Raw genomic sequence first — 18473 nt, forward strand, 5'->3', positions numbered from 1 at the left:
CGGAGCGGGGACGGCGCCCGCGGATCCCACCGCCACCGCGTCTGACCTGCGGAAACGCGGTCATACCCCTTTGGGGGTATGACCGCGCTTCGTGTCTTCGTCTCAATTGTTCGTCTCAGTTTGTCCCCGGCGGCGCCCTGGTCAGGGTGGGCGTCGTGTCCGTGAGCGTCCGTCGACGTCCGTGGACGGGTGGTCCGCCGGGCTGCCCGTAGGTGAGCATGCTCGAAAAGCGTGTGTGGCGAAACGGGGACAGTGCACCTCGGCTGCGCGTCCGTGACATCGCCGCGCGGTGTCGGGAGAACCCGCGACGCAGACGCCGGCCGTCGCGAGGCGGAGTTGTACGCCGAGGCTGCCGGTGCACGAATCGGAAGTGGGTGGATATCGATGACGTAGACCCCTGCGGCCACGCGGCCTGAGCAGTATCGAGGGCGTGGGAGAGGCCTCGGGTGCAGCCAGCGAGCAAGGTCTGGCACCTGGGCACATCGTCGCCAGTGCGGCGGTCATCCTCAGCTTCACCATGAGCGCCTCCTGATGCCGCTCACCGCTCTCAACTCGGGAGGGCCGAACGCGCGGATCGCGGCAGAAGCGGACGTTGCCAACAGCTTCCTGGAGTCAGGCGCCTTGAACGCTCGTCTGGCTGCCCGAGGCGACCGGTCAAGCCCGGCTACACCCTCGATCAGGAAGAGCCGGATAGGGTCCCCGAGCATGGACATGCTGACGGGCGAGCAGATCGCCGAGGCGAACCTGACTGACTGGCGCAAGCTGGCCCAGGGACTTCATGCCCGTTACCTGGTCGGTGACTTCGGCGCCGGTGCACGGTTCGTCGCCGCGGTGGGCGAGGCCGGCGACGCGTTCGGCCACCACCCGCGTGTGTCGATCGGTAAGGGGTATGTCGACCTCGAGCTGGTGAGCGCCGACGCCGTCTTCCGCGACGATGAAGGCACCGAATATGTCATCGAGTGGGTGACCCAGCAGGACGTCGACCTTGCCCGCCGAATCAGCGAGATCGCCGTCGACCACGAGCTCACCGCCGACCCGGGCTCGGTCAGCGAGATCGAGCTCGGCCTCGACACGGTGCGCTCCGCGACCATCGCACCGGTCTGGGCCGCCCTGCTGACCGGCAGGCCGAGTCGCAGGGCCTCGGGACTCCTGGCGACGAGATCAGGGACGCCACGGGACGAGTACCCAACCTGTGGTTCGGGGACGCTGACGCGCACGACACCGCTCGTCAGCGGTTCCACGTCGAGGTATACGTGGCCCCTGAGTCGGCCGGGCCACGGATCGCCGCCGCCCTGGCCGCGGGCGGGTCCGTCATTGATGACAGCAAGGCACCCTCAATGACGGTGATCGCCGACCAGGAAGGCAATCAGGGAGTCGTCTGTGTCGACGCTACAGCTGCGAACAAGGGTTGAAGCGCCGACTCGGCCTGACGCGGTAAGCGCGCCGGCATCTTGAGCATCTCGGCGACTGATCCGAACATCCGACTCTCGGCAGGACCGAACGCCCTGTCCGCGGCAGATGAGTGTGTTGGACGACGGGCAGGGTCCAGCTTGACGCAGATACTTCCATTTTGGAAGTATCAGCCCCCATGAGCCTCTTCATTACCTGTCCAGTCGAGAGCGTCGAGCGAGCGACAGCCTTCTACACGGCCCTCGGCTGGACACTGAACCCTGACATGTCCGATCACAACGTCTCGTGCTTCGCGATCGCTGCCGACCAGTACGTGATGCTCGGGAGCCGTGAGATGTACGCCAGCGTCGGCGGCGTTGAGGAGTTGATCGGCGGGCCCCACACGCCGTCGAAGGTCACGGTCTCGTTCGACCTCGGCAGCCGCGAGGCGGTGGACGAGCTCGTTGAGCGCGCCGGCGCCGCTGGCGGGCGAGTTGGCGACACCGACGACTACCCCTTCATGTATCAGCGTCAATTCGACGATCCCGACGGCTACCACTACTCGCCGTTCTGGATGAGGCCAGAACCCGTTCCGACCGCGTGAGCGACCTCGCGGCGGCCCTCGATGTCGTCGGAGCACGGTGGGCCCTGCTCATCGTGGAACAACTACTCGACGGCCCGCAGCGATACGGCGATCTTCAGCGCACCCTTGGATTGGGGACAAACATGCTTGCCACCCGCCTGCGCGAGCTTGAAGCGGCCGGTGTCCTGCACCGGTTGCCCCTTCGACACAACACCCGCGCTTACGCCCTGACCGAGCGCGGGCTCGCCTTGCGCGAGGCGATCGTTGCCCTTGCGTGCTGGGGCGCTGAGCAGGACTGAGCGGCACGCGGCGTCCGCCCCGGGTTAAAGCGAGGAGCACCAAGACTCACTCATCGGCATGGGCCGCATCAACCGGACAACGGCATGAGAGCGCATGCGCGCGTAGCGTGCCGCCATGGTCGCCCGGATTCCGATCGCAGTCGCAGTGCTTGTTCGCACGGTCTCGTGCTCCTGGTGCATCGTCATCCGCTGCGTGAGTGGTATCCGGATTGTTGGGACTTGGTCGGTGGACATGTCGAGAAAGGCGAGTCGCCTGGCGAGGCGGTCATTCGGGAGTGCCTCGAGGAGCTCGGTGTCCACCTGAGTGCTGCACGGGTCGCAACCGGAAAGCCGCCACGGACAGGCCCCGAGATCAGTCACCTCGCGGCAAGAGCGTGTGTTCTTCAGCCCGAGGCGCCACGGCGGGATCCACCTGCGCCGATCAACAAGGGCCGCTCCCCGGCTAGCCGGACGTCGTCTCGCGCCCCACAATCCACGGAAGGTCTATCCAATGACTGCGGTCATGCGGATGGACACCAGCACGCCTGGAAGATCCGGCCCGAGACGCGCGACGTAGCGCGTGGGCGCGCGCTCGGAGAAGTGTTCGGCGTAGGCCTCGTTCAAACCAGCGAAGTCGTCCGGTCGGGCCAGCAGCACACCCACTTCGACAATGTCGTCTCGCGTGCCACCGCCGGCCTCGATGATCCGCTCGCAGTTCGTCAGCGCCTGCTCGGTCTGCTCCTGGATGGTAGAGCCAGCCATCTGGCCCGACGCTGGGTCCATTCCTGTCATTCCCGAGACCCAGATCTGCGCCCCGACCCTGATCCCTTGGGCGTACAGCGGGGACTGCGGGGCGTCCTTCGTCGTGACGATCTGACCAGCCATCGCGGCCTCCTTCGACTCAGCCTCCACATATGGACGTGCGCATGGTGGGAAGGCTACTCATGGACGTCCTCGGAATGTTCGGTCCTTCACAGCCCGTCAGAGGTTCGAGCGGGAGCTTGACCCGGTTTCCTGGACACCTTGATCTGAGATGATGATCTTCATCTTGGGAAGGAGTCCACGTGATGCTGGCCACCGGAAGACTCCGTGCATCACGTGTCGGGGTCTGGGTCATTGGTTTGCCACAGGCGGTCGATCGGCATGATGTGGATGCGGTCGCTGTGGGTGTAGGTGCGTTGTCCGGTCGTGAGGACAATGCCGGCGCGGAATCGGGGTCCGAGCGCCTCGCGTAGTTGTTGGAGGCCGGAAATGTCGGTTCCGGTGGCTCGTTGGTTGGCTTTGACCTCGAAGGCGAGGACCTGTCCGTCGTCGAACTCGGCGACGAGGTCGACCTCGGTGCCGTCGCTGGTGCGCCAGTGGCCGAGGGTGACGGGTTCGTCGAGCCAGGAGGCCTGTTTGCGCAGTTCGCCGACCACGAACGTCTCCAACAGGTTTCCGAAGTCGGTGAGCGCGGCTGGGTCCAAGGTGGCGAGCTTGGTGGGGGTGAGTCGTAGCAGTCGGGCCGCGAGACCGGAGTCGACCAGGTGCACCTTGGGTCGCACACTCACCCGTGAGCGCAAGGTCTTTCCCCAGCCGGGCAGGCGGACCACCAGGAACAGGTCCTCCAGGAGCCGTAGGTGGGCCTCGGCGGTCTTGCGTTCCACGCCGACGGCCTCGGCGGCCTTGGAGATGTTGAGCAGTTGACCGGTCTGGGACGCTAATCGGGTCAGGAGGTCTGCCAGCGACTGCCGCTGACGCACCCGGCTCAGTTCGAGGCATCCCGCTCGATGGATTGACGCACGTAGTCGTCGAACCAGCGGGCGCGGGCTGTCGGTGATCGGCGCACGGCCAGGGGCAGGCCGCCGGCGCACACTCGGTCGATGTAGTCCTCGCGAGTGGTCTGCGAGACGGGGTGTTGTGCCACCACGGTCGCCGGATCCGTGTGGAGGCTTTCCAGCAGGTTCTCGTGGCCGACCGACAGCTCGCCCTGCGACAGCGGCCAGATCGTGACCGTGCGGAGCCGGCCGGTCTGCTTCGATCTCGGATATACCTTTCCTGTGCATGAGAGCTGGGTTTCTCTCATTCCGTGATTCACGGACCTTGCCTCGGCCGGCACTACGCTCCCGCCATGAAGGCCTCCGCGGACCCGAGCGCCTCCGCCACGATCGAGGATGTCCGCCTGGCCGTCTACGCCGGTTTCGCCCACGAAGGTCGGTCGCCGAGTGTCGAGGAGATCGCCCGCCAACTCGAGGTGACAGAACAGGTTGTCCGGGACGCCATCACCGAGCTCGCCGCGGCCCGGCACCTGGCCCTCGACGGGACCGGGCGAATCGCCATGGCGCATCCGTTCGCGGCCGTCCCGCTCGGGTTCTCCGTGATGGGCGCGAACACCCTGTGGTGGGGCGGGTGCGCCTGGGACTCCTTCGCGATGGCCCACCTGCTCACCTGGGAACCCTCCCTGCTCGTGGCGACCACCTGCCCGGCCTGCTCCACCGCGCACGCCTGGAACGTCGACCGGACCGCACCGCCGTCCGGCGAGCAGGTCGCCCACTTCCTGGTCCCCGCGGCCCGGATGTGGGACGACGTCGTCCACACCTGCAGCCACCAGCGCCTGTTCTGCAACGACGCCTGCGTCGACGACTGGCTCGAGCAGACCGGCAACACCCGCGGCTACGTCATGGACCTGACCACCCTGTGGCGATTCGCGTCCGACTGGTACACCGGCCGCCTCGACCGCGGCTACATCCGACGTGAACCTGCCGCCGCCGCCGACTACCTGCGCAGCGTCGGACTCTCCGGACCCTTCTGGGGACTCTGAGCCACGTCAGCCACAGCAACGAAGGGGCTGGATTCCCTTCGGTCCTGACCCTCGTGGTGACCAAGGACCCCGAGACCGTCTCAGGGTTGAGCGGGGGTCGTTTGGGGGCAGCGTGGGGGTGACACCCGATGTGCCGACCGGTGTCGAGCGGCGAGGGTTGGAGCCATGATCACAGTTGACTCGCTGACCCGGAGGTACGCCGGCTTCACCGCCGTCGACAACGTCTCCTTCATCGCCCAGCCCGGCCGCGTGACCGGCTTCCTCGGTCCGAACGGCGCTGGCAAGTCCACCACAATGCGCGTCATGGCCGGTCTCACCGCCCCGACGTCCGGCTCGGCCACCATCGACGGTGCCCGGTTCGCCGACCTGCCCAACCCCGGCCTCGAGGTCGGCGTCCTCCTCGACGCGTCTGCGCAGCACGCCGGCCGCACCGGCCGCGAGATCCTCACCATCGCCACCGACACGATGGGGCTGCCACGCACCCGCATCGACGAGATGCTCGAGCTCGTCAGTCTGACGCCGAACGAGGCCAAACGCCGAGTCCGCAACTACTCACTCGGCATGCGCCAGCGACTCGGCATCGCGACCGCGCTACTGGGCGACCCGCGGGTGCTGATCCTCGACGAGCCCGCCAACGGCCTCGACCCCGCCGGCATCCGCTGGATGCGCGACCTGCTGCGCGGTCATGCCGACAAGGGCGGCACTGTGCTGCTGTCGTCGCACCTCCTGCACGAGATCGAGGTCATCGCCGATGACCTGGTCGTGATCGGCAACGGCAAGATCGTCGCGTCCGGCACCAAGGAGGAATTGCTCGCTGCTGCCGGCACCCTCGCTCGCTCCACGTCGCCGCGCGACCTCGCGCACGCCCTCGAGCAGGCCGGGATCGCCAGCACGCTTGCCGGCGACGGCTCGGTGCGCACCGACGCAGATCCCGCCCAGGTGGGAGCGGTGGCGCTGGCCGCCGGCATCGCCCTCACCGAGCTCCGCTCTGCCGAAGGCGCGGGGCTCGAAGACATGTTCCTGTCGCTCACTGCCGACACCCAACGCGAAGGAGTTGCGGCATGACCGCCACGACTGTCTCCCCCACGACCAGCACCGACACGACGGCGACCGTCCAGGCTCGTCAGCCTGCCATACCGACAACACGCTTGATCAAGGTCGAGCTGCGCAAGATGTTCGACACCCGCTCGGGCTTCTGGATGCTGCTCAGCATCGGCGTCCTCTCGGTCATGGCCACCGGCGCTGTCATCATCTTCGTGCCCGACGACGGGGTCACCTACGAGAAATTCGCGACCGCGATCGGCCTCCCGATGTCGGTGATCCTGCCGATGGTCGCGATCCTCGGCGTCACCAGCGAATGGAGCCAGCGCAGCGGGCTCACGACCTTCACCCTCGTGCCGAGTCGCGGCCGGGTGATCGGGGCCAAGGCGATCGCGACCTTCCTGGTCGGCGTCGTCTCGATGGCCGTCGCCTTCGCCGTCGGTGCCCTCGGCAACCTGGCGGGCTCCGCGCTCGCCGGCGTCGACACAGTCTGGGACATCTCGGTCTCGACGGCGCTACAGATCGTGCTCGGCAACCTCGTCGGTATGGCGATCGGGTTCACCCTCGGCGTCGTGCTGCGCAACTCGGCTGCGGCCATCGTCGGCTACTTCGTCGTGTCACTCGTGCTGCCGGGCATCCTCGCCCTGCTCGCCCAGGTGCGCGAGTGGTTCAACGACCTGCAGCCGTGGATCGACTGGAACTACACCCAGGTCACCCTCTTCGATGGCGCCACGAACACCGGCAAGGAGTGGGCCATGCTCGGCTCGACCACCGCGATCTGGATCGTGCTGCCGCTGACCATCGGGCTGCTGTTCCTGCGCCGCTCCGAAGTGAAGTGACCGGGCGGAAGAGCACCTGAACACTCGCTGACCGGGCACGGAGTCTTCGCACTTCGTGCCCGGTCAGCAGACCCTGGCCGGTGGACCGATGTCCCGGTCCGACTCGGTCACCAGCCCGAGCGTCGATCAGTGTCCGAGGGTGACCTGTTCGTCGAGCCAGGAGGCCTCGGGTTTCGGTGTGCCGGTCGCCAGTGATCTGCTGAAAGACCCTCGAGCTGATCGGATCGCGTTCGCACGTCTCATGCGCCGGACGGCGCAGCGGCGCCCCCGCCACCGAACGTCTGCTAGCCGCATAACATCGCGGTCAGGGTTACGACGGTAATCGGGCACTGAAGCAGCGGCTTGTTGCCGGCGGTGCTGCGCACGCCGCACTCGTCGTCCGCGACGGTCACGACGGCGAGGAGGCGATCGCCTGGGCGGAGTACGGGACGGCGGCGGAGCTGCCGAACATCCACCACAGCAAGCAATATCTGGCTGACCTGAAGGCCGAGGGGGAGGTCGAGCCGGACTATCGGATCACCTGCATCTTCGTCGACAAGCGCTTTCGCCGTCAGGGCTTGGTGACCGTCGCCCTGGAGGGGGCGCTCGACCTGATCGCGCAGGCAGACGGCGGCGTGGTGGAGGGTTACCCCCACATCCCGGGAGAGAAGCGGTTGTCGTCGTCGTTCCTCTACAACGGCACTCGGGCCGTGTACGAGCGCGCAGGCTTCGACTTCATCCGTCCCAAGGGCATGAAGAATACGGTGATGCGCCGCACCGTCGAACCCGCCTGAGCTGTGAATGGCCACGAGAACATGGAGATCTTCAACGCCACCCGTCCCGGCGGGCTCGACGGCTGGACGATGGACCTCGGGCAGTACACGCTCATGCTCGATCACATCCTGACGATGCTCGCGGATGAGTGCGACGAGGCGGGAACGGTGCTCCTGAAGGACCTCGTCGAGGCTGCGCAGGACCGCTTCGGGAAGCATCCGGCATTCCCCAAGGGCCGCCTGCGGAACTACTGCACCTACACGAAGGTCGACCTCGAAGCTCGATGTCTGGTGGAGCGCGTCCCGGGCACCGGTCCCCAACGGCTCCGGCTGGCGACCGACCAGACCGGGCAGTCTCCTCAGGTCTCGGCTCCTGAGTAGAGGTCGACCCGCGGCGTGGTTCACGCCACGGTGCGACCTGCCACCAGCCGCTGTGGCCGGCGTCGTGCAGTCGTCGGGTACCGGCGGCCACCGTGTGACGTACCGTCACCCATATGGGCGATGATCCGGACAGCCTGCAGGACAGCCTGCAGCGAGGTCTGTGGCCGCTCATCGACGACCTTCTGGGTTCCCGGGCGACGGCCGGGTTGGCGATCGCGGTGGTGCGCGGCGACGAGGTGGTCACCCGCGGCCTCGGCGTCCGTGACCGGCGCACCGGCGCGCCGGTGACCCCCGAGACGATGTTCCATCTGGCGTCGGTGTCCAAGCCGTTCGTCGCGACGGCTCTGGTCTCGCTGATCCACTCGAGCGGGCCCGAGGAGCACGGATTCGCCCTCGACACCCCGATCCGTACCTGGGTCCCGGAGTTCACCCTGGCCGACGGTCGGGCCGACGAGGTCACGGCCCGCGGGTTGCTGAGCCACACCAGTGGGCTGCCGGACGTCTCGGACTACGGCTGGCACGCACCGAACGTGCGCGACGACGCGCTCGCCGAGTTCGCGCGCAGCCTGTCGCACCGGCAGCTCGTGTCCGACCCCGGGTCGGCGTTCTCCTACTCCAACGCCGGGTACGAACTGCTCGGGTTGGTGCTGGCACGCCTGACCGGGACCACCTTCGAGGACGCCGTCCGGCGGCAGCTGCTGCAACCGCTCGGCATGCACGCCAGCACCTTCCTGCGCGCCGAGGTGCCGCCTCATCTGGCTGCCGCGCCGCATGTGGGCATGCCGTTGGTGGTGCCCGAGGGCAGCTATCCCTACACCCGGTGCCACGCGCCGAGTTCGAGCCTGCACTCCAACCTGGTCGAGCTGTGTCGCTGGATGCAGGCCCACTTCTCGTCGACGCCGGACACCGGCGCTCAACCGCCCCGACTCAGCCCCTCGGTGCGGGACCTGGTGTGGCGCCCGGTGTTCCCGGTGGGCGACCCGCCGTGGGAGGAGGCCATGGCCCTTGGCTGGTGCGTCGGCAGGTACCGCGGCCACCGCACGCTCAGCCACAGCGGTGCCGACCCAGGGTTCGGTGCCCGGCTGGTGCTGGTACCCGAACAGCGCACCGGAGTGGTCGTGCTGGCCAACTCCAACACCATGCCGACTTGGAGCATCGCTGCCGCGGCGCTCGACATCGTCCTGCCCGGCCCGGGTGAGGCGTCGAATCCCGGTGACGGCGTGGCGGTGCTGCGCGCCGCGCTGCCTCCGCTGGTCGGCCCGGTCGCGCAGGCCGCAGCCACCTCGGGGCCGGACGCCGCCATCGCCCTCGCGCACGACCTGGCGGCGCTCGACCCGGTCGAGTTCGACACCGACGACGAGGAGTTCGTCAAAGCGGTCTGGGGCGCGATCGAATTGCACCGCACCGACCTGGTCTGGCCGCTGCTGCGGGTCTGGACCGGAGCGCGACCGGGGTCGGCCCCTGCCTGGACCATGACCGGCTGGGCGCATCAGGTCGACGGGCAGGTGGCGCAGGCGCGATCTGCGCTGCAGCGCGCCCTCGATGTGGACCCCACCCACGAGGAGGCCGCGAGGTTGCTGCGCGATCTCGCCGACGGCTGACGGCACCGGGGCCTTCAGGGGGCGGGCCGCTGCTCGAGGCGCTCGGTGAGGTGTGACGGCATCCTCACCCGGTTCGCTTCTCGAGGCGGGTCCAGCCGGTCCAGCCGCGTTCGGTGATCAACTCGCGCAGCCGGGTGACCACCGGGTGGGACGCCTCGGCGAAGGAGTCCATCAGCCGGACGAACCCGTCGTCCGGCAGTTGCTCGTCCTGCTGGTCCAAACCCCCACTGGAGGAAGCCTTCTCCAGCAATTCGATCATGAGGTCGGCGGTCTCGTGCAGCAGCTCCTCGTCGTCCGAGTTCGCGGCGATGCGACCGATGAGCTGATAGAGCCGGACCACGTTGGGGTCGGCCAGCTGCGCCGTCTTGTCGGCCATCATCGCGGGGATCACGGCGGGGTAGCGTGCCGCCATCAGGATCCAGGCGTCCCGCTCGGGTTCGATGGTCGCCTCGGGGGCGCCGGCTGCGCGCAACTGGTCCAGGTAGTCGACCACCTCTTTCGGCAGCGCCAACGCGTCGCCGGTGCCCAGCTGCGCGATCCGTCGCCGATGCAGTTGCAGCTCGCGGATCTGCGCCCGCAACTGCCGGTCGATCTGTGCCGTGGCGGCAGCGAACGTCGGCGGGTCGGCGTCCAGCAGTTCGCGTACCCGGGCAAGGGGGACGCCGGCCTCGGCCAGGGTTCGGATCCGGATCAGGCGGATCACCGCGGCCGCGTCGTAGCTGCGATACCCGGAGGCGTCGCGTCCGGGCTCGGGGAGCAGCCCGACATGGTGATAGTGCCGCACCGCGCGGATCGTCACGCCGGCGTAGGTGGCCAACTGCCCGATGGTCAGCATGGCGTCAATCTGCCCCATCTGGACACGGTGTCACCTCGTCGTGCGCCGATGAATACGGACCGCACCGGCGTAGGCCAGGACCAGCAGACCCAGACACCAGGCCAGAGCGATCCACAGGTCGCTGCTGACGGGCTGCTGCGCATACAGATCGCGGATCGCGTTCACGATCGAGGTCACCGGCTGATGCTCGGCGAACGCCCGCACCGGGCCCGGCATGCTCGCGGTCGGTACGAAGGCGGAACTGACGAACGGCAGGAAGATGAGCGGGTAGGAGAACGCGCTGGCGCCGTCCACGGATTTCGCGGTCAGGCCCGGGATCACCGCGAGCCAGGTCAACGCGAGCGTGAACAGGCCCAGGATGCCGACCACCGCCAGCCAGGCCAGAGGCCCTGCGCCCGAACGAAAACCCATGACCACCGCGACCAGCACCACGACCACCAGCGAGATCAGATTGGCGACCAACGAGGTCAGCACGTGTGCCCACAGCGCAGCCGATCGGGTGATCGGCATCGACTGGAAGCGCTCGAAGATCCCGCTCTGCTGGTCCAGGAACAGCCGGTAGGAGGTGTAGGCGATGCCCGAGGCGATCGTGATCACGAGGATGCCGGGCAACAGGTAGTTCACGTACGCATCCGTCCCACTGTCGATCGCGCCGCCGAAGACATAGACGAAGAGCAGCATGAAGGCGATCGGCATGATCGCGGTGGTGATGATGGTGTCCGGGCTGCGCGCGATGTGGCGCAGCGATCGTCCGGTCAACAGGGCGGTATCACCGAGGAAACGCGGGCTCATGACTGGTCCCCAGGGGTCGGTGCGGCAGGGTGGGTTGCCGCGTGGGCGGCGGGCTGATGGGGTGAGCCGACGACCGCGAGGAAGATCTCCTCCAGGGTCGGCTGCTTCTCGACGTACTCGACCTTCGCCGGCGGCAGCAGCTGCTTCAGCTCGGCGAGAGTGCCGTTGGCGATGATCCGCCCCTCGTGCAGGATCGCGATCTGATCGGCGAGCTGCTCGGCCTCGTCCAGGTACTGCGTGGTCAGCAGAACGGTGGTGCCCTTGCCGGCGAGCTCTCGGATGCAGTCCCACACCTCGAGCCGGCCCTGCGGGTCCAGCCCGGTGGTCGGCTCGTCCAGGAAGATCACCGGGGGATTGCCGATCAGGCTCATGGCGATGTCCAACCGGCGCCGCATGCCGCCGGAATACGTCGCCACCCGCCGTCCGGCGGCCTCGGTGAGTTGGAACCTCGTGAGGAGCTCGGCCACGCCGCGATCGGCGTCCGGCACCCGCCGCAACCGGGCGATCAGGCGCAGGTTCTCGGCCCCGGTCAGGATCTCGTCCACGGCCGCGAACTGCCCGGTGAGGCTGATCGAGGCGCGGACGTCGGCCGCGTGCGTGGCGACGTCGAAGCCGGCGACGCTCGCCGTCCCGGCATCGGCTCGGGCCAGGGTGGACAGGATGCGCACGAGGGTGGTCTTGCCCGCCCCGTTGGAGCCGAGCAGGGCGAAGATGCTGCCCTGGGCCACGTCGAGGTCCACGCGACGCAGGACGTGCAGGTCCCCGAAGGACCGTTCCAGCGAACGCACCCGGATCGCGGGGGTTCGGGTCTGGTCGGTGTGCTGTGTCGGTGCGCTCATGGGGACAGCGTGCAACCTTGACGCAGGGTCAAGGTCAAGCCCAGATCGCGTCGGCCGACACGTACCCGCTCGACCGTCGTCCGATGCTCGGGTCGGGGACGATCCGCCGCCTGAGTCGGTCGTCGACAGGCGCGATCAGCGCTCGCACCTCGCGGCCGGCGTTCCGCGGCAGGGACTGCACCACGCGTTCCAGGCGAGACCGGATGACGTGCGGATCCGGGCAACATTCGGCAACACCGCAGTTGGGTCCCGGCTCGCTGAGCCGGTCGAGCTGCCGTTGTGGGAGCGCGGCCATCCGGTGCCACTCGGTGAGGCTCTGGGCCACCCACCCCGGCCACAGATCGTGAGCCAGTTCCCAGCGCGAGATCTCGCGGAGAGTGGACGACGACAGGCCATCGATCATCGGCGGGCGATCGGTCAGGGATCGTGGATGGGCACGCAAGCCGGCGCGCACCTCGCTCGGGCGTCTACGCGCCACGGCTCCAGGGGGTCGAGATCATGGCATCAGCGTGGCATGGCGCCACACGCTCGGCAACGGCTCGTGGCCGCGAGCCGCGCCGACGGCTTGTCGCACGATCTACCCGACCAGGAGCCAGATCACGGCATCGCCCGAGGTACCAAGCCGGTCCATGCCGTCCTGCATGTCCTCCTCCATGTGCTCATGGTCCGCCCTCGCGGCGTCCTAGGGTGTGCTCGACGACCGCGAACCCGTCAGAATCTGCGACGGCGCAGCACCGACAGGAGGGGATCCCATGCCGGCGCCGGAGGGTTTCACCTACCGGAGAAACGGCGACGGGTCGGTGACCATTCGACACGGGGGTCGGCCGGCGGCCACGCTGCGCGGCACCCGTGCCGAGGAATTCCTGTCCGAGGTGGCCTCCGGCGACGAGCAGTTGATCATGGCGCGGTGGACCGGTAACTATCGCCGGGGCAACGAGCGCACAGCCAGGAACCACCCTCGCAACCGTCACCCCCGCTGAGCAGACCGACGAGGAGGGTCTCGGATGGCGAATGTCCTCGCGATCGACCAGGGCACGTCCGGCACCAAGGCCATCGTCGTGTCCGGCGACGGCGCGGTGCTGTCGGTCGCCGAGCAACCGCTGCACCCGGTCTACCTCGAGGGGGGCGGGGTCGAGCAGGACCCGCAGGCTCTGCTCGACTCGGTGCTCACCGCCGGACGCCGCGCCGTCGCGCTGGCCGGGGTACCTCTGGACGCCGTCGCGCTCGCCAACCAGGGCGAGACCGTGCTCGCGTGGGACCGGGACACCGGCCGCCCCCTCACCCCGGCGATCGTCTGGCAGGACCGGCGCGCCGAGGCCATCTGTCACGCCCTTCGCGAGGCCGCCGATCGCATCGCCGCTCTGACCGGGCTGGTGCTCGACCCCTACTTCTCGGCCCCGAAGATGCGGTGGCTGCGCGAGCACGTCACCACCGAGGGCGTCGTCACCACCACCGACACCTGGCTGGTGCACCAGCTGTGTGGCGCCTTCGTCACCGATGCCTCCACGGCCAGCCGATCGCTGGTGCTCGGTCTGGAGGACGTCGCCTGGAATGGCGAGCTCCTCGAGCTGTTCGGCCTGGGCGGCGAGGCACTGCCCGAGATCGTGGCCAGTGACACCGTGGTCGGCACCACGCGAGCCTTCGGCGCCGAGGTGCCCGTCACCGGCCTGATCGTCGACCAACAGGCGGCGTTGCTCGGTGAGGCCTGCATCGAGCCCGGCACCGCCAAGTGCACCTTCGGCACCGGCGCCTTTCTGTTGGCGCACATCGGATCTCGCCCAGTGCGTTCCGCCGCGGGGCTCACCACCTCGGTGGCCTGGCGGCTGCGGGGCCAGACCCCGTACTGCATCGACGGGCAGGTCTACACCGCCGCCTCGGCGGTGCGCTGGCTGACAGACCTCGGGCTGGTCACCGGCGCCGAACAGCTCGACACCATCGCAGCCCCCGCCAGCGACGGTGTGCTCTGCGTCCCGGCGCTGGCCGGCCTCGCCGCCCCGTGGTGGGACGCGACGGCCACCGCCTCGTTCTCGGGCATGACCCTCAGCTCAGGCCGCGGGCAGCTGGTGCGCTCCGTTCTCGAGGGCATCGCCGCCCAGGTCGCCGGCCTGGTTCACCTCGTCGGCGACGACCTCGGGACCCCGCTCACCCGGCTGCGGGTCGACGGGGGCCTGACCCGATCCGCCGTGCTCATGCAGGCCCAGGCCGACCTGGCGCAGCTGCCGGTCGAGGTCTACCCCCACCCGCACGCCACGGCCTACGGCGCGGCGGCCTGCGCCCGCCTCGCCCTCGACCCGACCGCCGACCTGGCCGGCATCGTCGGCGGTTGGACGCCGTCGCACAGCTACGAACCGGCCTGGTCGCCCGACCGGGCCGCCGATCATCTCGACCGCTGGCAGCGAGCCGCGCAGGCCACGCTCGGCGTCGTCCGCGCGCCATGAGAGCCCTGATCCCCGTGTCTGCCGACGCCACCCAGGACGCCACCCGGGACGCCGCCCCGATCGTCGACGTCGCCGTCCTCGGCGCCGGGATCGTCGGCTCCGCCATCGCCCGTGAGCTCACCGGCACCCTGCTGGACGGCGAGCCGCTGTCCGTCGTCCTGGTCGAGGCCCGCGCCGACGTGGGCGACGGCACCAGCAAGGCCAACACCGCCATCCTGCACACCGGGTTCGACGCCACCCCGGGCACCCTGGAGGCCCGGCTCGTCGCCCGGGGCTACCAGTTGCTGTCCGAGTACGCCGAGGCCACCGGCATCCCGGTCGAGCGCACCGGCGCGATCCTGGTGGCGTGGTCGGCGGAGGAACTCGACGTCCTGCCCGGCTTGCAGGCCAAGGCCGAACGCAACGGCTACCACGACTGCGTCAGGTTGACCTCCGAGCAGGTCTACGACCAGCTACCCGACCTCGGCCCCGGCGTGCTCGGCGGCCTCGCCGTCCCCGGCGAGTCGATCATCTGCACCTGGACGACGAACCTCGCCCTGGCGACCGAGGCCGTGCACCGCGGGGCGAACCTGATGTGCCAGAACGCCGTCCGCGCCGTGACCGTGCACGCGGACCACACCGCACTGCACACCGCGGCGGGCAACGTCATCCGAGCGCGGTGGGTCGTCAATGCAGCCGGTCTCGGCGCCGACCACATCGATCGGTTCTTCGGCCACGAGCGTTTCACCGTCACGCCACGCCGCGGTGAGCTGCTGGTCTTCGACAAGCAGGCCCGTCCGCTGGCACCGAGGATCGTGCTGCCGGTTCCCTCGTCCGTCGGCAAGGGCGTCCTGATCAGCCCGACGATCTACGGCAATGTCATGCTCGGGCCGACCGCAGAGGACCTCGACGATCGCACCGCCACCGGCACCTCCGAGGCCGGGATCGCCGTCCTGCGCACCAAGGGGGAGGCCCTGATGCCCGCCCTGATGTGCGAGGAGGTCACGGCCACCTATGCCGGGTTGCGCGCGGCGATCGATCACCCGGACTACCTGATCGAGGCCGACGCGCAGCAGCGCTACCTGCTCGTCGGAGGCATCCGCTCCACCGGTCTGACCGCCGGCATGGCCATCGCCGAGCACGTGCGTGACCTGCTGGTCACCGCAGGGCTCGACCTAACCCCTCGGTCGGAGCTGCCGTCACCGCCCCGGATGCCGATGGTCGGTGAAGCCTTCGTGCGGCCCTACCAGGATGCCGAACGCATTGCCCACGATCCGGAATACGGACACATCGTCTGTTTCTGCGAACGCGTCACCGCAGGGGAGATCCGCGATGCCTTCGCCTCGACCATCCCGCCCACCACGCTGGGTGGCCTGCGCCGCCGCACCCGGGTCATGAACGGTCGCTGCCAGGGCTTCTTCTGCGGCGCCGAGGTGGAACACCTTCTCGCCGAGGGTGTTCGAGATGCATCCGGGTCACGCGAGGCCCGTCGATGACCGGCCTCGAGCGGGTGCGGGTCGCGGTGGTGGGTGCCGGACCCGCCGGCCTGACCGCCGCCGCAGCCCTCGCCGGCACGATCGACGGCGAGGTTCGGGTGCTCGAACGTGAGGCCGAGCCGGGCGGCATCCCGCGGCACAGCGACCACACCGGTTACGGCCTGCGTGACCTGCGCCGGGTGGTGACCGGGCCGGCCTATGCCCGCCGATTGGCCGAGGCCGCGGACGCCGCCGGCGCCGTGGTGGCCACCCGCACCATGGTCACCGGCTGGGACGGCGAGCGCCGGCTCGAGGTGACCGCGCCGTCCGGCCGCCACGTTCTCGAGGCAGACGCCGTGGTCCTGGCGACCGGGGCCCGGGAACGCTCGCGGATGGCCCGGCTCATTCCGGGTGACCGGGTGGCGGGCGTGTACACGACCGGTCAGCTGCAGCAGCTCGTCCACCAGCACCACGCCCGGGTGGGCCGGCGTGCCGTGGTCGTCGGCGCCGAGTCGGTCAGCTGGTCGGCGGTGCTGACCCTGCGCGAATCCGGCTGCGCCACAGAGCTGATGACCACCATCCACCCGCGGGCGGAGGCCTACGGTGTCTTCACCCTGATCGGTCGGCTCGGCTGGCAGATCCCGGTGGCCACCCGCACGCGCATCGTGCGGATCAACGGCAGCACCCGGGTGACCTCCGTCGAGATCGAACAGCTCGACACCGGCGCCCGGCGCCGGGTCGAGTGCGACACCGTGATCGTCACCGGCGACTGGATCCCGGACAACGAACTGGCCCGCGCCGCAGGTCTCGATCTCGACCCTGCCACTCGGGGTCCGATCGTGGACGCCGCGCTACGCACCAGCTCGGACGGCGTGTTCGCCGCCGGCAACGTGGTGCACCCGGTCGACACCGCCGATGTGGCCGCGTTGGACGGACGCCATGTCGCCGAACAGGTTCGAGGCTGGCTGGCCGGCCACACCGACCGGGCGCCGGGGTCACGGATCGAGGCGCAGACACCGTTGCTCTGGATCACGCCGCAGATCCTGCGAGTCGGCGACCCGGCCCCGCCCCGTCGTCACTACCTGCTCTGGACCGACCGCTACGTGCGGACGCCATGCATCGAGGTGCATCAGGACGGACGACGGTTGGCGGCCCGTCGTCTGCCCTGGCCTGCGGCGCCGGGGCGCGCCGTCCGGCTCCCCGCCGAGCTGCTGCGCCACGCCGACCCGCAGGGCGGCACCGTGCGCGTGAGCCTGGGCTGAGCGCGCCGCCGTCGAACCCGCCGGCTCAGGGATTCATCGACAGGAACAGGTAGGCGGCGAGCAGCGCCAGGTGTACCCCGCCCTGCAGCCGGCTCGCCCGCCCCGGCACCACGGTGAGGATGTTCACCACGACGGTGAGCGAGAACAGCACCAGCTGCACCTGGGTCAGACCCAGCAGCAACGGCGTGTCCACCCACAGCGTGGCCAGGGCCAGCGCCGGGACGGTCAGCCCGATGCTCGCGATCGCCGAGCCGTAGGCCAGGTTGAACGAGGTCTGCATCCGGTTGCGCCGGGCCGCCCGGACGGCGGCCAGCGATTCCGGGGCCAGCACGAGCAGCGCGATGACCACCCCGACCACGGCATGGGGCAGCCCGGCTGCGTCCACCAGCGACTCGATGGTCTTCGATTCCACCTTGGCCAGCCCGACCACCGCCACCAGACAGGCCATCAACATCCCGACGCTGATCCAGGCCGTGCGGGGTGAGGGCGGGTCGGCGTGAACCTCCTCGATGGCCTGGCCCGCGTCGTCCACCGGCAGGAAGAAGTCACGATGACGCACCGTCTGGGTGACCACGAACACCCCGTACAGCACGGTCGAGGCCACGGCGGCGAACGCGAGTTGACCGGGTGAGAACTCCGGTCCCGGGGTGGCCGAGGTGACGTTCGGCAGCACGAAGCACAGCCCAGCCAACGTGATCACCGTGGCCAGTGCCCCGCCGGCGCCCTCGGCATTGAAGCTGACCAGGTCGTGACGTCGCACGCCGGCCAGGATCGCCAGGCCCACGATGCCGTTGCAGGTGATCATGACGGCGGCGAAGACCGTGTCCCGGCCGAGGGTCTCGGCCCCCGGTCCTCCGGCAGCGGTGAGGGTGAGGATGAGCCCGACCTCGATCACGGTCACCGCGACGGCCAGCACCAGCGAGCCGAACGGCTCACCGACGCGGTGGGCGACCACCTCGGCGTGGTGAACAGCGGCCAAGACGGCGCCCGCCAGGACGACGGCCACCACGGCGGCCACCACGGCGGGGACGCTGCGCCCCCACGTCGCGGCGAGGACGATCAGCGCGAGCGGAGGCATCAGCGTCGTCCAGCGAGTGACCAGCCGAGTGATCGATCCGGTGACGCCAGTCCGCGCGGTCATGATCCGAGTATCTCGGTGCTCGCTTCGCAGCGCCTGCCGGAAGCCGGA

At 69.3% G+C, this 18473-nt stretch carries 18 protein-coding genes and 3 pseudogenes; 14 read left to right on the forward strand and 7 right to left on the reverse strand.

The annotated features are described in order from the left end of the window. The first annotated feature begins 705 nt into the window (after positions 1–705). The 4 genes and pseudogenes from IPK24_07650 (at position 706) to IPK24_07665 (ending at position 2580) form a co-directional block, all read left to right on the forward strand. Positions 706–1412: pseudogene (locus IPK24_07650) on the forward strand (4a-hydroxytetrahydrobiopterin dehydratase). A 176-nt stretch (positions 1413–1588) separates the two neighbouring features. Next, the gene (locus tag IPK24_07655) at positions 1589–1993 is read left to right on the forward strand and encodes a hypothetical protein (GenBank protein MBK8075429.1); all 405 of its coding nucleotides are present in this window, start codon (positions 1589–1591) and stop codon (positions 1991–1993) included. Continuing rightward, positions 1990–2271 carry a helix-turn-helix transcriptional regulator gene (locus IPK24_07660; GenBank protein ID MBK8075430.1) on the forward strand — a complete coding sequence of 94 codons (282 nt, stop codon included), beginning with the start codon at positions 1990–1992 and terminating at the stop codon, positions 2269–2271. Before IPK24_07655 ends, IPK24_07660 begins: the two co-directional genes overlap by 4 nt. Before the next feature lie 115 nt (positions 2272–2386). Next, positions 2387–2580: pseudogene (locus IPK24_07665) on the forward strand (NUDIX domain-containing protein). Between the two features lie 174 nt (positions 2581–2754). Here the strand turns inward: IPK24_07665 and IPK24_07670 are convergent. Together IPK24_07670 and IPK24_07675 are read right to left on the reverse strand one after the other, a co-directional pair. Then, positions 2755–3135 (reverse strand): RidA family protein, encoded by a 381-nt coding sequence (locus IPK24_07670; protein MBK8075431.1) that lies wholly within the window; start codon positions 3133–3135, stop codon positions 2755–2757. Positions 3136–3344: 209 nt separating this feature from the next. Continuing rightward, positions 3345–4315: pseudogene (locus IPK24_07675) on the reverse strand (DUF4143 domain-containing protein). A gap of 45 nt (positions 4316–4360) precedes the next feature. Here IPK24_07675 and IPK24_07680 point away from each other — a divergent pair. The 6 genes from IPK24_07680 (at position 4361) to IPK24_07705 (ending at position 9664) form a co-directional block, all read left to right on the forward strand. Next, positions 4361–5050, forward strand: coding sequence for a hypothetical protein (locus IPK24_07680; GenBank protein MBK8075432.1), 690 nt, complete (start codon positions 4361–4363; stop codon positions 5048–5050). A 165-nt stretch (positions 5051–5215) separates the two neighbouring features. After that, positions 5216–6115, forward strand: a complete 900-nt coding sequence (locus IPK24_07685; protein ID MBK8075433.1) for an ATP-binding cassette domain-containing protein — start codon at positions 5216–5218, stop codon at positions 6113–6115. Next, positions 6112–6930 carry an ABC transporter permease subunit gene (locus tag IPK24_07690; GenBank protein ID MBK8075434.1) on the forward strand — a complete coding sequence of 273 codons (819 nt, stop codon included), beginning with the start codon at positions 6112–6114 and terminating at the stop codon, positions 6928–6930. Before IPK24_07685 ends, IPK24_07690 begins: the two co-directional genes overlap by 4 nt. Positions 6931–7490: 560 nt before the next feature. Further along, positions 7491–7703 (forward strand): hypothetical protein, encoded by a 213-nt coding sequence (locus IPK24_07695; GenBank protein MBK8075435.1) that lies wholly within the window; start codon positions 7491–7493, stop codon positions 7701–7703. Positions 7704–7724: 21 nt separating this feature from the next. Beyond that, the gene (locus tag IPK24_07700; protein ID MBK8075436.1) at positions 7725–8063 is read left to right on the forward strand and encodes a hypothetical protein; all 339 of its coding nucleotides are present in this window, start codon (positions 7725–7727) and stop codon (positions 8061–8063) included. Between the two features lie 113 nt (positions 8064–8176). Further along, on the forward strand, positions 8177–9664 hold the full coding sequence (locus IPK24_07705) for a beta-lactamase family protein (protein ID MBK8075437.1): 1488 nt from the start codon (positions 8177–8179) through the stop codon (positions 9662–9664). 64 nt (positions 9665–9728) lie between these two features. On the opposite strand, the gene IPK24_07710 is transcribed toward IPK24_07705, so the two are convergent. Genes IPK24_07710 through IPK24_07725 form a run of 4 tightly spaced genes read right to left on the reverse strand, consistent with a single transcriptional unit; the run spans position 9729 to position 12608 of the window. Beyond that, positions 9729–10499 carry a MerR family transcriptional regulator gene (locus tag IPK24_07710; GenBank protein MBK8075438.1) on the reverse strand — a complete coding sequence of 257 codons (771 nt, stop codon included), beginning with the start codon at positions 10497–10499 and terminating at the stop codon, positions 9729–9731. Positions 10500–10529: 30 nt separating this feature from the next. Further along, positions 10530–11291 (reverse strand): ABC transporter permease, encoded by a 762-nt coding sequence (locus tag IPK24_07715; GenBank protein ID MBK8075439.1) that lies wholly within the window; start codon positions 11289–11291, stop codon positions 10530–10532. Continuing rightward, positions 11288–12130 carry an ATP-binding cassette domain-containing protein gene (locus IPK24_07720; GenBank protein MBK8075440.1) on the reverse strand — a complete coding sequence of 281 codons (843 nt, stop codon included), beginning with the start codon at positions 12128–12130 and terminating at the stop codon, positions 11288–11290. The genes IPK24_07715 and IPK24_07720 overlap by 4 nt, the downstream gene beginning before the upstream one ends. A 34-nt stretch (positions 12131–12164) precedes the next feature. After that, the gene (locus tag IPK24_07725; GenBank protein ID MBK8075441.1) at positions 12165–12608 is read right to left on the reverse strand and encodes a hypothetical protein; all 444 of its coding nucleotides are present in this window, start codon (positions 12606–12608) and stop codon (positions 12165–12167) included. 274 nt (positions 12609–12882) lie between these two features. Here IPK24_07725 and IPK24_07730 point away from each other — a divergent pair, with 274 nt between their 5' ends. From IPK24_07730 to IPK24_07745, 4 genes are read left to right on the forward strand one after another with little or no spacing between them, the layout of a single operon-like run. Then, complete coding sequence (locus IPK24_07730) at positions 12883–13110, forward strand: hypothetical protein (protein MBK8075442.1); 228 nt, start codon at positions 12883–12885, stop codon at positions 13108–13110. 24 nt (positions 13111–13134) lie between these two features. Further along, positions 13135–14568: a carbohydrate kinase gene (locus IPK24_07735; protein ID MBK8075443.1), complete on the forward strand. Its 1434-nt coding sequence runs from the start codon at positions 13135–13137 to the stop codon at positions 14566–14568. Further along, positions 14565–16043 (forward strand): NAD(P)/FAD-dependent oxidoreductase, encoded by a 1479-nt coding sequence (locus tag IPK24_07740; GenBank protein ID MBK8075444.1) that lies wholly within the window; start codon positions 14565–14567, stop codon positions 16041–16043. The genes IPK24_07735 and IPK24_07740 overlap by 4 nt, the downstream gene beginning before the upstream one ends. Next, positions 16040–17284 carry an FAD-dependent oxidoreductase gene (locus IPK24_07745; protein MBK8075445.1) on the forward strand — a complete coding sequence of 415 codons (1245 nt, stop codon included), beginning with the start codon at positions 16040–16042 and terminating at the stop codon, positions 17282–17284. Before IPK24_07740 ends, IPK24_07745 begins: the two co-directional genes overlap by 4 nt. Before the next feature lie 25 nt (positions 17285–17309). On the opposite strand, the gene IPK24_07750 is transcribed toward IPK24_07745, so the two are convergent. Beyond that, positions 17310–18425, reverse strand: coding sequence for an ionic transporter y4hA (locus tag IPK24_07750; protein ID MBK8075446.1), 1116 nt, complete (start codon positions 18423–18425; stop codon positions 17310–17312). Between the last annotated feature and the right edge of the window lie 48 nt (positions 18426–18473).

The sequence above is a fragment of the Kineosporiaceae bacterium genome (genome assembly GCA_016713225.1).
Taxonomy (GTDB): Bacteria; Actinomycetota; Actinomycetes; order Actinomycetales; family Kineosporiaceae; genus JADJPO01.